12 protein-coding genes are annotated in these 11,820 nt (G+C 52.3%); 7 read left to right on the forward strand and 5 right to left on the reverse strand.

Annotation, left to right across the window (positions count from 1 at the left end; translation table 11 throughout):
• Positions 1–35: 35 nt before the first annotated feature.
• Positions 36–1,520, reverse strand: a complete 1,485-nt coding sequence (locus EUZ85_RS17585) for a ricin-type beta-trefoil lectin domain protein (protein WP_127970512.1) — start codon at positions 1,518–1,520, stop codon at positions 36–38.
• Between the two features lie 512 nt (positions 1,521–2,032).
• Between EUZ85_RS17585 and EUZ85_RS17590 the strand changes: the two genes are divergently transcribed.
• The 4 genes from EUZ85_RS17590 to EUZ85_RS17605 all read left to right on the forward strand — a co-directional run bounded on the left by EUZ85_RS17590 (position 2,033) and on the right by EUZ85_RS17605 (position 5,655).
• Positions 2,033–2,851 (forward strand): DUF429 domain-containing protein, encoded by an 819-nt coding sequence (locus EUZ85_RS17590; RefSeq protein WP_241567071.1) that lies wholly within the window; start codon positions 2,033–2,035, stop codon positions 2,849–2,851.
• Positions 2,852–3,339: 488 nt separating this feature from the next.
• Positions 3,340–3,939, forward strand: a complete 600-nt coding sequence (locus EUZ85_RS17595; RefSeq protein WP_127970513.1) for a DarT ssDNA thymidine ADP-ribosyltransferase family protein — start codon at positions 3,340–3,342, stop codon at positions 3,937–3,939.
• 4 nt (positions 3,940–3,943) lie between these two features.
• Complete coding sequence (locus EUZ85_RS17600; RefSeq protein WP_127970514.1) at positions 3,944–4,588, forward strand: DUF4433 domain-containing protein; 645 nt, start codon at positions 3,944–3,946, stop codon at positions 4,586–4,588.
• Complete coding sequence (locus EUZ85_RS17605; protein WP_127970515.1) at positions 4,588–5,655, forward strand: macro domain-containing protein; 1,068 nt, start codon at positions 4,588–4,590, stop codon at positions 5,653–5,655. The genes EUZ85_RS17600 and EUZ85_RS17605 overlap by 1 nt, the downstream gene beginning before the upstream one ends.
• A 42-nt stretch (positions 5,656–5,697) precedes the next feature.
• On the opposite strand, the gene EUZ85_RS17610 is transcribed toward EUZ85_RS17605, so the two are convergent.
• The 3 genes from EUZ85_RS17610 to EUZ85_RS17620 form a co-directional block, all read right to left on the reverse strand.
• Entirely contained in the window at positions 5,698–7,515 is a 1,818-nt protein-coding gene (locus EUZ85_RS17610) for a tetratricopeptide repeat protein (RefSeq protein ID WP_164887278.1), read from the reverse strand.
• 118 nt (positions 7,516–7,633) lie between these two features.
• On the reverse strand, positions 7,634–8,665 hold the full coding sequence (locus EUZ85_RS17615; protein ID WP_127970517.1) for a vWA domain-containing protein: 1,032 nt from the start codon (positions 8,663–8,665) through the stop codon (positions 7,634–7,636).
• A gap of 512 nt (positions 8,666–9,177) precedes the next feature.
• Positions 9,178–9,711 carry a hypothetical protein gene (locus tag EUZ85_RS17620; protein WP_127970518.1) on the reverse strand — a complete coding sequence of 178 codons (534 nt, stop codon included), beginning with the start codon at positions 9,709–9,711 and terminating at the stop codon, positions 9,178–9,180.
• 221 nt (positions 9,712–9,932) lie between these two features.
• Between EUZ85_RS17620 and EUZ85_RS17625 the strand changes: the two genes are divergently transcribed.
• Positions 9,933–10,367: a hypothetical protein gene (locus EUZ85_RS17625; protein WP_127970519.1), complete on the forward strand. Its 435-nt coding sequence runs from the start codon at positions 9,933–9,935 to the stop codon at positions 10,365–10,367.
• A gap of 28 nt (positions 10,368–10,395) precedes the next feature.
• Here EUZ85_RS17625 and EUZ85_RS17630 read toward each other — a convergent pair whose 3' ends face one another.
• Complete coding sequence (locus tag EUZ85_RS17630) at positions 10,396–11,010, reverse strand: histidine phosphatase family protein (RefSeq protein WP_127970520.1); 615 nt, start codon at positions 11,008–11,010, stop codon at positions 10,396–10,398.
• 126 nt (positions 11,011–11,136) lie between these two features.
• On the opposite strand from EUZ85_RS17630, the gene EUZ85_RS17635 reads away from it, so the two are divergent.
• Complete coding sequence (locus EUZ85_RS17635) at positions 11,137–11,460, forward strand: hypothetical protein (protein WP_127970521.1); 324 nt, start codon at positions 11,137–11,139, stop codon at positions 11,458–11,460.
• A 108-nt stretch (positions 11,461–11,568) separates the two neighbouring features.
• Positions 11,569–11,784: a phosphate ABC transporter substrate-binding protein gene (locus EUZ85_RS17640; RefSeq protein WP_129498750.1), complete on the forward strand. Its 216-nt coding sequence runs from the start codon at positions 11,569–11,571 to the stop codon at positions 11,782–11,784.
• Positions 11,785–11,820: the final 36 nt, after the last annotated feature.

Raw genomic sequence — 11,820 nt, forward strand, 5'->3', positions numbered from 1 at the left:
ACGGTTCAGAAGGGCTTTTTCGCAGTCATTTAGGGCTAAAAAGACGTCTGCGGCCAGTCCGACACGGATTCCAGATAGAATTTCTGGTTGTCGCCGCCGCTGCAGCGCCAGATTTGCCATTGTTCGGAGGATTCCGCAGTTCCGCCGGGGATATCCATGCAATGGCTGCCGTTGTTGTCCAGGTTCTGGAACTCGCCGGCCTCGGTGATGCGCCATTTCTCGGAACTTCCGCCGTCGCAATCCCACAAGTGCATTTTGTCGCCGTTGTCCGCGGAGCCGGTACTGAAGTCAGCGCAGTAGCGGTTATCGCCTTTGGGGCGTAACTGGCCTTCCGCGGTATACACGAACTGCTGATTATCCCCGCCGCCGCAGGCCCAGGACAGCAGGTCGCCGCCATTGCCGTACTGCGCCTTATCCACATCCAGGCAGTACTCCGGTCTCACCTTGGGTTTGATTTTGAAGTACCCCGGTAAGCCCCGGCGCTGGCCAACCAGGGGAATGGAGCTGGCGGTCCAGCCAGGCGTGGAGGAGGGCGCGTCCAGATTCCAGCTGATCACGGAGACGCCGTGGGCCACCGCCAGCCAGGCGCTCTCGTAGGAAGTGTTGGCGAAATCTCCGGCGGCGCCCCACAGGTGCATGATCTGTTTATATTGAGCCGCGCGGTTGGCGGTGAGCTGATAATGGTCGCCGGCTTTCACGTTGCCGCAGAAAAAGTAGGTGGAATGTTCGGCGGACATGGAGTCGATGGCGCCAGAGAATTCGTCCGCGTCGGCGGTGTCGATGTCTGGACACAGAAAAGTGGACTGAGCGCCGAAACGATTCATCAGCGCCGTCTCCATACGTCCGTTAACGTCGCCGATAAAGCCCCCGGTCAACACCACGATCAGTTTGCCTTTCAGCTCCGAGACCTTCGGCCAGCCCACGTTTTTCAAGGTGTTGCGATAGTTGGACTGGAAATGTGGATTAAGGCGGTTGATCAGGTCCTGATACTGATAGAACCGGTTGCCGAGGCGGCTGTTCAGGTAATTGCCGATAAACTCATCCAGCTGCTCCACTTCCGAGGCATACCAGGCGTTCAACGGGTCCCAACTGGCTTTCATGTCGACGAACAGAACCAGCGGCATGGCGTTGGGGTGACCGTTCATCCAGCTCACTACGTCGTCCAGGCAATGACCAAGCTGGTCGTCGCTGCCTGCGCTGCAGTTCTGATTTCCGGGGGAGGCGCTGTGGGAGACGTAGGGGCCTTTATCCCAGCTTTCCCAGTCGCCGCGGTCGATGACATCCAGCTCCAGGGTGCGATAACCGCGCTCAAGCCACTCGCTCAAACGACTTCCATGTTCAAAGCTGTTGTGAGGTTGCGCGTAGTACAACTCGTCAAAACGATGATTGTCATTGGCGGCTTTGGCCTGGAACGGCGGATAGAACGTTTCACCCGCGTTGGCGCCTGTGCTGAATCCCAATGAGAATGCGACGGAGCAAACGGCGGCCAGGACGGCGGGCGTTTTCCATTTGAATAACATGCGATATCTCAACTCTGCTCAATTTCCGGCCAAACGCCACCCGTGCTTGCAGCAGAATCGCTGAAAACCTCAGGCGCGTTTAACGCGAAAGATGTGTGATATCCAGAGCCGAGAAACAGATGCGCCTCTCGGCCCCGGCGTTTGCAGTGGCCGCCACGATGTCATCTTGAAAAAAACAAATGACAGCGCAGTGAAGCGGAGTTGAAGGTTATTCGTGCATGGCCGTGCAACGGGATGGCTGGCGACGCCGCCGGGATCGCTATGCGGCGGCGCGATCTCTTTCCTGACGGCGACGCAGATCGGCCTTGAAACGGCGGGCGCTACAACAGCGGCCGGAATTAACAGCAGGTCGAAAAAGCGCAGCGCCTTTCGAGGTTTAGCGCTATGTCTACGTAGGATTAATGCATTCAAATACAGTTGGTTGTAAGATATTTTTAATGCTGATTGTTGGATGGCGCTGCGTTTATCCAACCTACGTTTATCACTGCATGCGCTGATTTGCGGGTGTGAAAATGGATAGAACCGACGTTTGCTGGGACATGCTCTACATCGGCTGGGATGTGGGCGGCTGGAACTGCGATAGCAACAGTAAAAGCCGTGACGCCTTGGCGGTGTTGGATAATCAGCGCAACCTGCTGGGCAAGCCCTGGCGAGGGAATTTGCGGACAGTTATCAATCAGGCCGCCACCACGGCGGAATGGATTCAGGCGCTGCTTGATTGCTGCGAGGTCAAATGGGCACTTCCTGCTGTGACCCTAGCAATCGATACGCCTTTGGGCTTCTCCCTGGCGTTGCAGCAACTGATCACTGGTGGAGCTCCAGTCGACCGGCTGGATGAGTCCGCCGCCAACCCTTATCTGTTCCGTTTCACTGAGCGTTTTTTATTCCAACATGGCTTGACGCCACTGTCTGTGGTCAAAGATATGATCGGCAGTCAGGCCACGAAAGGCATGCATGCGCTCGCAAAATTCGCGTCTCGGCGAAAATCCGTGGGTGTTTGGGAAGGGGATGGTCAGCTTCAGGCAATCGAAGCCTATCCGTCGTCCTGCAAACACTCCGACCTTATGGCGACGCTGCTGGAGCCATTTTGCTCTGAGCGGCGCAGCGACAAGCAGCCCATACGTGATCACTGGCGAGACGCCGCATTTATAGCGAACATCGACCATGACGACAAACGGGACGCACTGATCTGCGCCTTGATCGCCTGGCTGTTCGTGAACCAGCCCGAACAGCTCCAACAGCCTGAACCCGGTACCCCTTTGTCGGAAGGCTGGATCTTCGTCCCCAGAGATGGATTGGATGTAAAGATGAAAAGCTACAAAACCAAGTAGGTCGGAAAAGTGCAGCGCCTTCCGACGCTATGTTTTCATGTGAGTAAATGCAATTAATTTAATGGATTGAGATTGTTTGTTAAATCCGTTTGTTGGATGGCGCTTTGCTTATCCAACCTACGTTTATGAGTTGGAAGATGTCGGGGAAGTGCGGGCGGGCCGCCCGCGCTCCCAGGACAGTCAGGGCTTGAGCAGGCTTTGTGTTTCGTCGCGAGTTGGGTAGGCCGGAAAAGCGAAGCGCCTTCCGACGCTGTGTTGCTCTCTTTTTAATGTCATTAATATCAATAAGTTGAATGGTTTTGTTAAGCCAAATAGTTGGATGTGTCAGATTGACGCGGCAATGGCGCTGGGAGTGCATCAGGCCGCCTTAATGCTACCCAGCCTAATTGCAGGATTACTGTGCGGTGATTTAAATGAGCTAGATTTTATTATGTGCCGCCAGACTCAGTCGTAGCACAGGAACTGTTGAAGGAAATGAGGATAATGCAATGCCGAGGGATATTAAAAATAAAATGCTGGTTTACCATCTGACTGCGCTGGAGAACCTGCCATCTATTCTTGCTAATGGGCTAATGGCGCGTGCTGAGCTGCAGGCAAATTCCTTCGAGGATATTGCTGATTCTGAGATAATTCGATCCCGTGCCGAGCAAAGTTTAGATAGTTATGTACCCTTTCATTTTTTTTCTAGAACACCTTTTGACTACGCAGCTCAGCGTGGGAATATAGACGTTCCTTTTATTTTGATTGCGGTACGAAGATCTCATGCAAAAGCAAGGTCTTGGAAAATTATTCCAAGACACCCCTTATCTCTTAACAATGGCGAAAAAGTCGTAATTATGGAGTATGACCAGGGAATTGAAGCAATTAATTGGGCGCTGATGGAAAGCACCGATCACTGCTACGGTGCAGACTCTGATTATAAACAGGCATGTATGGCGGAGTGTTTATCGCCAACAGCCGTGAGTGCTGCCAATTTCCATTCAATATTTGTGAAAACAGACGAAGATAAGTCTATCGTACTTGGCCTGCTAAAGGAGGCTGGCATTGACCTACATGTCAACCTAGTTCCGACTATGTTTGTTAATTAATACAATGATCTATACCAGTTTGAACCCACAGAAAGCGCTCATCTGGCGCATTGTTCATCGTGAAAATGTTCCTTGGATTCTAGACCACGGTTTGCACTGTGGAAACAGTCCAGTTAGCTCGTCTAATTGGGTGAGTATTGGTAATCCTGAGTTAACTGACAAACGCGCGACGCATGCAGTTCCCGTGGGGCCAAAAGGATACTTGAATGACTATGTGCCTTTCTATTTCACTCCGTTCTCCCCAATGATGAAAAATATTCACAGCGGATGGGGAGGAATTAAACAGCGGCCGAATGAGGAGATTGTAATTCTCGTTTCCGACTTGTACCGTGTCAGCGAAATGGGGCTACCCTTTGTTTTTACCAATGGGCATGCATATTACGCTTGGACCGACTTCTTCACTGACCTAGACGACCTAGAAAATATTGATTGGACTATTATCCAGTCCAGAGATTTCAAGCGAGACCCTAATGACCCAGCCAAATTCGAGCGATATCAGGCTGAGGCACTGATACATCAATCTTGTCCAGTCGATGCCTTAAAGGGCATGGTTTGTTACACTGAAAACACAAAAAAACGATTGGATGGTTGGTTGCACGAGCGACAAATGGCCATGCCAGTTCATGCGCGGCCAAGGTGGTATTTCTAATGATTTCGTATGCACAAGGTAATTTACTTGAGGCGGAAGTGGAAGCGCTGGTGAATACCGTAAATACCGTTGGAGTGATGGGAAAGGGCATTGCTCTGATGTTTAAAGAGCGCTTTCCGCAAAATATGCAGGCTTATGTCAGGGCCTGTAGAACAGGAGATGTGGTCACAGGGAAGATGTTCATCACTAAAACAGACGAGCTGATGGGGCCGAAGTGGATTGTTAATTTCCCAACGAAGCAGCATTGGCGCGCAAAGTCCAAAATGGAGTGGATTGATGAGGGGCTTGTGGATTTGCGTCGATTTATTACAGAACACCATGTAAAGTCAATTGCAATCCCCCCGTTAGGTGCCGGTAATGGTGGTTTAAGCTGGCAGGACGTGAAGCGCCGCATTGAAAAAGCCCTTACTGATATTGAGGGCGTCGATATTCGGGTTTATGAACCCACAGCAAAATATCAAAACGTTTCAAAAAAGGCGGGTGTAAGCGAGCTTACCACTTCACGAGCAATGGTCGCTGAACTTGTGCGTCGCTATTGGATACTCGGTATGGAGTGCAGCTTACTCGAAATTCAAAAGCTTGCTTGGTTTTTACAGCGAGTAATTGATGCGCAAGGTTTAAAAAATGACTTGGAGCTTCATTTTGAAGCCAATTACTACGGGCCTTACGCTAATAACTTAACTCATTTATTGAATGCTCTAGATGGTAGCTACCTTAAGTCTGATAAGCGCATTCCTGACAGTGACCCTCTGGACGTCATCGCTTTTAACGATACCAAAAGAGAATACGTTGAAACTTATTTGAATACTGAGGGGCAGGATTATTTGCCTGCATTAGAAAAAGCCAGCGAGATAATTAGTGGCTTTGAATCGCCCTTTGGGATGGAGTTGCTTGCCACTGTTGACTGGTTGCTAACAAGAGAAGGGTGCGAACCTACTTTGGAGTCCATTAAGGGCGGTATTGCTCATTGGCCATCAGGAAAGAAATGGGCTGAGCGCAAGCTTGCTTTATTTGATGACAGAAGCTTGCAATTCGCAATAGATCGAATGAAGACGGCTTCAATTTAAAGAGGGGAAGTGCGGGCGGGCCGCCCGCGCTCCCGGATCGGGTTAGTTCTGCAGTTGTTTTTCTGCGTCGGTTTTCCAGGGGGAGGCCAGGCCCAGTCTGAGGGAGGATTTGAACAGGCTTTGCGCTTCCGCCGTCTGGCCGCTTTTCTGTTTCACTTTGGCGTAATGGTAGTTGATGGTCGGGTTATTGGCGGCCAGTTGGTAGGCTTTGCCGATGTTGGTTTCCGCATCGTCAACTTTGCCCAGACGGAATTGTATCCAGCCCAGCGTGTCGAGAACGGTGGGGTTGATGGGGGCGAGTTTTGCGGCTTGCAGGGCCAGTTTCTCCGCTTCCTTGAGTTTGTCCGTCTCGCCCAGCAGGTACGCCAGATTATTCAACGCGCCCAGGTGGGAGTCGTTCAGATGCAGGACGCGGCGATAGGCGTCTATGGCCTGATCGGTTTTCTTGCCTTCCTCATACAGAGAGCCTAACAGGAACAATCCTTCGTGAGATTCCGGATTATTTTTGACCAGAGTTTCCATTTCCTGCTGGGCTTTATCCAGCTCGCCCAGTTGTTTCAGAGCGACGGCTTTGGCCATGCGCAGGGAGCCGGAGTCCGGCGCCCGTTGCAACCCTTTATCAAACAGGTCCGCGGCGGCGGCGTAGTCACGGGTGAAGGCGTGAAAGGAGCCTGCGTACAGATAACTCTGTGGGTTGTCCGGGTAAGTCTTTAACAGGTCGCTGTATACCGCTTTCGCCTTAACCGGGTCGTTCTGCAGCTGATACAGGCTGCCCAGACGCTGATAGTACGGGAAAGGCGTCTTGGACCGCTTGATCAGGTCTTTATAGACTTTCTCCGCCAGCTCATGTTTGCCGGATTGCGCGAAGTAATCGCCGGCCTGCACCGCCAGATTTTCCGGCAGCGCTTTGTCTTGCAGCGCTTTTTGGTAGTCGCTGACGGCTTTATCGTGATCGTCTTTCTTGGTGTAGGTCAGCGCGCGCTGGAAATAGCCCAGCCCCCAATCTGACTTTAATTTGAGCAATTGGTTGAAGCTGTTGAGTGAGTTATCCAGCTGACCCGCGTCGCGCTGGGCGATGCCCAGAGAAAGCAGGGGCGCAGGTTGTTTCGGCGACAATTTCAGCGCTTTCTGGAACAGGGGAATTGCCGCCTCAGGGCTTTGGTTGGCGACGTACGCGTTGGCGAGCAGCACCAGGGCGACGGCGTTGTCGCTGGTGGCGTCAATAATCGGGGAGAGCAGTTTGATGGCTTTGCCTGATTCGCCATTTTTGACGTACTGCTCCGCCAGATTAAGTTTGACGCCCACATAACCCTCTGGCGTGTTGGCCAGACCTTTCTCCAGGTGCTCAATAGATTTGGCGACCTCGCCTTGTTCCTGATAGATCAAGCCCAGCCGTTGATGCGCGCGCGCATCGTTGTCGTTGTAGCCGACGGCGGTTTTGTAAGCGTTAAACGCCTTCTTGGGTTCTTTCAGGGCGGTGTGAACGTCGCCTTGTTTGGTCCAGGCGGAGCTTTGCGTTGGCGCCAATTGCGTGGCTTTTTGTAGCTGCTTGAGCCCTTCCTTGAGTTTTCCCTGCAACGCCAGCACCGTGCCTTTCAGCTCCAGCGCCAGTGAGTTATTCGGCTCTTTGGCGAGAATATCATCCAGCAGCTTCTGGCTTTGCATAAACTTTTGCTGCCGAATCAGGTCCAGCGCGGTGGCGAGATCCTGATTGGCGGGCTGCAGCTCGCCGCCGGCGGGAGGCGCGTCAAGAAAGAAAAGGCTGCTGTCGGACTGAGCGGAGCTGGGTTGCGTAATGGCGGCGTGACTGCCGCCAACGGCGAAAAAAATCGCCAGCGCTAAAGAGAGGCGTTTGTTCATCGATAGGGACCTTATAATTCTCAGACAAATTAGCATCATGCTTTTGTGAGAGTGTAATCCAATATGCGGGATAAAAAAAAAGGGCGTTAAACAACGCCCTTTATTTGTAGCGGATTACTTAGCTTTTTCTGCGACGAGCCAGCAAGCCAACCAGACCCAGACCCATCAACGCCAGGCTGGCGGGTTCTGGAACAGTTGCGCCGACAACGATGTGGTCGCGCTCGGTAGCGACTCTGCCGCCGTCAACAGTGGCGTAGATGTCGAAGTCGTAGGTGCCGGGAGTAGTGCCGGTGAAGGTGACTTCGAAATCATAGGTCGCAGCGCTGTCGCGGGTGAAAGAGCCGTTATAAGACGCAGGAGACACGGAAACCATGCCGGGAGGCGCGCCAGAGATATCGAGCGCCACTTCAGTATAAGAAGAAATAGCGGTCGAAATGGCGTCATTGATAGTGTCTACCAATGTGGTGGTGTCGATGCCTGCGTGATAGGTGCCGCCAGTCGCATTGGTGATGCGAGTAGCTTGACCGGTGCCGTCTAAGCAGAAGCCGAAAGTGCAGTTAGCGACGTCAATCGCTTCAACCTGGATGCTGGCTGCCTGCAAAGCGGCGGTAGCGCTGGCTTCAGTTGAGCCCAAAGAGGGGTCATGGCCCGTTGCGTCGCCGAACCACAGCAGGATGCGCTCTGCGTCCGGACGCCAGGAAATGGTGGTGGCGACCTGTTCCAACGCGTAGATATTCGCTTCGGGGAAATCGCCGCCGCCACCGGCGGTCCAGGTGTTGATCGCCGCTTGGGCCGCTGAGGTGTCGCTGGTCATATCGGTCAGGGTGCGATAAGCGAAGAAATCGCTGGCGTCACGATAGCCGCCGACCCCGAAGTTAATGTCGCCAAAGCCCGCTGCTGTGCCCAGTATAGAGCTGGCGGCGGCTTTAACCGCTGCAATCTCTCCACTCATGCTACCGGTTTCATCCATTAGGAAGAATACGTCTACCTTGGATGTGCTCGCTTCAGCGTCAACGGTGACTGTCTTGGTGATGGTCACGCTTTCGCCGACATCAAGCGTCGCGGAGTAAGTAGTGGGAGAGATAGAGTCCGCCATCGCTGTAAACGGCAGAAACGCGGTTAGTGCGAGTGAGCACGCTAATCTTTTCATTGTTACCTCCTGGTGTGGGTTGTAGTTAGATTTAGTACTGCAATGAAAAATTTCTTGAGATTGCTCAGGGAACCTATAAGGCACAAAACAGGCCAATCTCTTTAGAACCCCGCTTATTGGGGTGTTTCTTAACTCTTTCAGGAAGTGGCCATCCGGGAACTGTAAATTCGTTATATAAGCATTTCCACTAAAGGCCAAAAGGCTTATTCCATTAAGGATAATTTCGCAAAAATCGAGGATTATGTATACAAAGCTAAGCGTCTGTTTTGTATCGTTTTTGTGCAATCTAACGATAGGCCTAAACGCCCCTGGCGCGGGGGTTAGATTGAATTTTAAACAAGCTGAAAATTAAGAAGGTGTAAATTCTTTGAACGCTGTCGAGGGACTCACAGGAAACGCAGGTGTGGCGTTAACTGTTTGTGTGGAGAATGAAAAAATAGCGCTGACGGCTTGGTCGCTATCAGCGCTCAATATGGCTATTTAACCAGCAAAGGAAGAGGCTTGGTGAATGATTAAGGCTGAGCGGCGTACCACACGTCGCCTACGCCATGACCCGTCGCGTCGCCTTGCTGACGGTCGCCGACCCAAAGATACAGAGGCTGGTTTTTGTAAGCCCACTGATAGGTTCCGTCTTTGCGAGCGACAACGGTGAAGTCGCCCCAGGTTTTAGCGTCTTTCTTGGCGAAAAACGGAGGCCAGCTGTCTGCGCAGGAGTCGTAGCAGACGGATGCGCCGTTACTGTCCTTGGTGAAGGTGTAAAGGGTCATGCCTTGCGCGTTGGCGAATACTTCACCGACAGAGGTGGTGACTTTGGTGACGACCTTAGAGGAGCTGGCGCTGGCTGAAGAAGTTTTCAGCAGGCCGCCGGCGTTGTCGTAGGAATTGCCGTAGCTGTCAGCGCTGGCGTAACTATTGGCGCTGTAGCTCTTGCTGGAGCTGGAATATTTCTCATCGCAATAACGATCCGCTTTGCCTTCGGCGAATACTGAGGAAGTGAAACCAGCGGTGGCGATCATCAGAGTGGTCAGCGCGGCGAACTTTTTCATCTTTCTATCCTTTATCTATCTAAGTGTGATCTATCTAAGTATGGCTAGCGGGTCTCGGACCCTGAATTTGAAACTCGTAGATAAAGACGACACGGACGCGGCATTTGGATGCAAAGAAAATAAAAAAATTTCTGATTTCTGAATTTCACTTTAAAAACAACTCTTAAGGTTCCTAAGAATGCGCCGTTAATCTGCGTACGTGAAACAAGGAGAACGGCTGGTTGCCGAGAAACCGTCAGCACTACGATAGAGAGGCGGAGCATTGGGTAGGCGGGGTGTTCAAAGCGTTCACCACGGAACAGATGGCGGGCGACTTACGTGAGGAAGGTCTGCCCCTGAACTTCATCGATGTGCACGTACTGGCCTGCGGCGGCGGATACGCCGGCGCGCTGTCGCCCTGGGTGGAGCGCTTCTGCACCAAACTTTCCAGAACCCATGTCTTTGTTGAGGTCACCGGATATCAAGGGTTCGTGCATATCTCCTCCGGCTCCATCCGCGTCGAAGACCGCAACGAACGCGGCGCCCGCAGCTTCTACAGCCTGGAGGAAAAAGCCGTCGTGTACCGCTCAGGCTATGCGGAAATGACCGCCGGCCGCGGCAGATCCTCCTTCGCCCGTCCCATTAATACGCGGGACCGGTCGCATCATAATATGTAAGGAGGGGATGCAAAGGGCGCCTGTTTTCTCACAACACCCCAATAAGATGCGAAGCCTTGCCCCAAAAAGACACTGTCCATTCATTGTTCGAATACGTGATTTCGGAATAGGCGCAATTGAAGTGGGTGTACTGGCTGGCGCTGGCCTGGTCTTGGGCATGTATCCACCAGATTAGCGCCTTTAAGAAATTACCGTGAGTGAGGACCAGTATCGTCTCGTTGTGACGATGGTTGCTTGAAACCATGTCTAGAAACCGGTTTGCTCTGTGAGCGACTTGCAACAGGCTTTCGGCATTCCGGCAGGCTTTTGCGGACGGATGTTCTCCCCGGATAATGGCCCTGGCGGAAGGGTCTCTTCGGTCTATGTCATGCAGGGACAGGCCTTCATAGGAGCCAAAGTTCTGTTCTTGCAGCAAATCGTTTATTTCAAAATCAGGCGAAATAACCTTGCATGTCTCCATACAACGTATGGCGGGTGAAGAATAGACCTTGGCGAAGCGGTATTGCTTCACTTCCGTCGCCAGCCTGTCTGCTTGCGCTTTGCCCTGGTCCGTCAGGTCGGAGTTGAGGCGGCCTTGCAGGCGACCTTGTTGATTCCAGACCGTCTGGCCGTGCCGCGCCAGGATGACTTTCATGCTATCCATTTCGTTCCATTCCACTACTTCACTGATTCTCTATTCTGAACGACCGAAAGATTGGCACTGTAGGGCTAACCTGGATTATTGTCGAGGGTAAGCAATTTCTTATTTCTTTTTGGGGGGAGAAAGAAAATGAACTTCGACAAGTTTAAAGAAGAGACGTTAAAAGGCCTGCGCGCCTCGGCGGAATCTTATGCGGAGATGATTCTGTCCGAACCGGAAACCATGGCGGAATTAACCGACGCCAGCGATGAGGCCACACGGGAGGAACTCATTGACGAAATCGTCGACACCGCTTGGGAGCGCAACGGCGAAGCCTGGTTCGAACGCTTTGTCATCGAGCCGGGACTACCCGACGACATTGAGCCAGGCGATTTAATGAAAATGCTGAGGCCCAGCGCCAAATACCGGGAATGGGTGCAGGCGGTGATTGAGGAGAGGGTTTCGAAGAGTTGAATGTGGTAGAGTCCGCCCCCGAAATTTGTAGTGGTTAATTAAACAACACATGCTAGTAGCAATATTAAAAGGTGCTCTCTTTTAGGTATTTTCCTAAAGGAGAGAAGAGTGAAGAAAAGAGAAGTTCGTCTTATCAGGGCGTTTGGGAGCAATGAAGCAGGGCTGGCGGATTTACCTAAGAAGGTGTCCGGCACAATGGTTTCGAGAGTGGTTCTGGGGGAAGAGTCCGGCTGCTCGCGCTGCTTTCCCCACGGTTTTGAAACCGTCAACGCCACAAGGCCTCAGCGCAGTTGGAAGACGAATCGTAAAACCAGATGGAAATAAACGGTGAGAAGAGCGCCGATGTGCGTTTAACATCGC

Origin of the sequence: Hahella sp. KA22 (genome assembly GCF_004135205.1) — a bacterium.
GTDB lineage: Bacteria > Pseudomonadota > Gammaproteobacteria > Pseudomonadales > Oleiphilaceae > Hahella.

Bases quoted from the DNA above. Each gene is read 5' to 3' on its own strand.
- EUZ85_RS17585 (WP_127970512.1), bottom strand. From the start codon at position 1,520: ATGTTATTCAAATGGAAAACGCCCGCCGTCCTGGCCGCCGTTTGCTCC.
- EUZ85_RS17590 (WP_241567071.1), top strand. From the start codon at position 2,033: ATGGATAGAACCGACGTTTGCTGGGACATGCTCTACATCGGCTGGGAT.
- EUZ85_RS17595 (WP_127970513.1), top strand. From the start codon at position 3,340: ATGCCGAGGGATATTAAAAATAAAATGCTGGTTTACCATCTGACTGCG.
- EUZ85_RS17600 (WP_127970514.1), top strand. From the start codon at position 3,944: ATGATCTATACCAGTTTGAACCCACAGAAAGCGCTCATCTGGCGCATT.
- EUZ85_RS17605 (WP_127970515.1), top strand. From the start codon at position 4,588: ATGATTTCGTATGCACAAGGTAATTTACTTGAGGCGGAAGTGGAAGCG.
- EUZ85_RS17610 (WP_164887278.1), bottom strand. From the start codon at position 7,515: ATGAACAAACGCCTCTCTTTAGCGCTGGCGATTTTTTTCGCCGTTGGC.
- EUZ85_RS17615 (WP_127970517.1), bottom strand. From the start codon at position 8,665: ATGAAAAGATTAGCGTGCTCACTCGCACTAACCGCGTTTCTGCCGTTT.
- EUZ85_RS17620 (WP_127970518.1), bottom strand. From the start codon at position 9,711: ATGAAAAAGTTCGCCGCGCTGACCACTCTGATGATCGCCACCGCTGGT.
- EUZ85_RS17630 (WP_127970520.1), bottom strand. From the start codon at position 11,010: ATGGATAGCATGAAAGTCATCCTGGCGCGGCACGGCCAGACGGTCTGG.
- EUZ85_RS17635 (WP_127970521.1), top strand. From the start codon at position 11,137: ATGAACTTCGACAAGTTTAAAGAAGAGACGTTAAAAGGCCTGCGCGCC.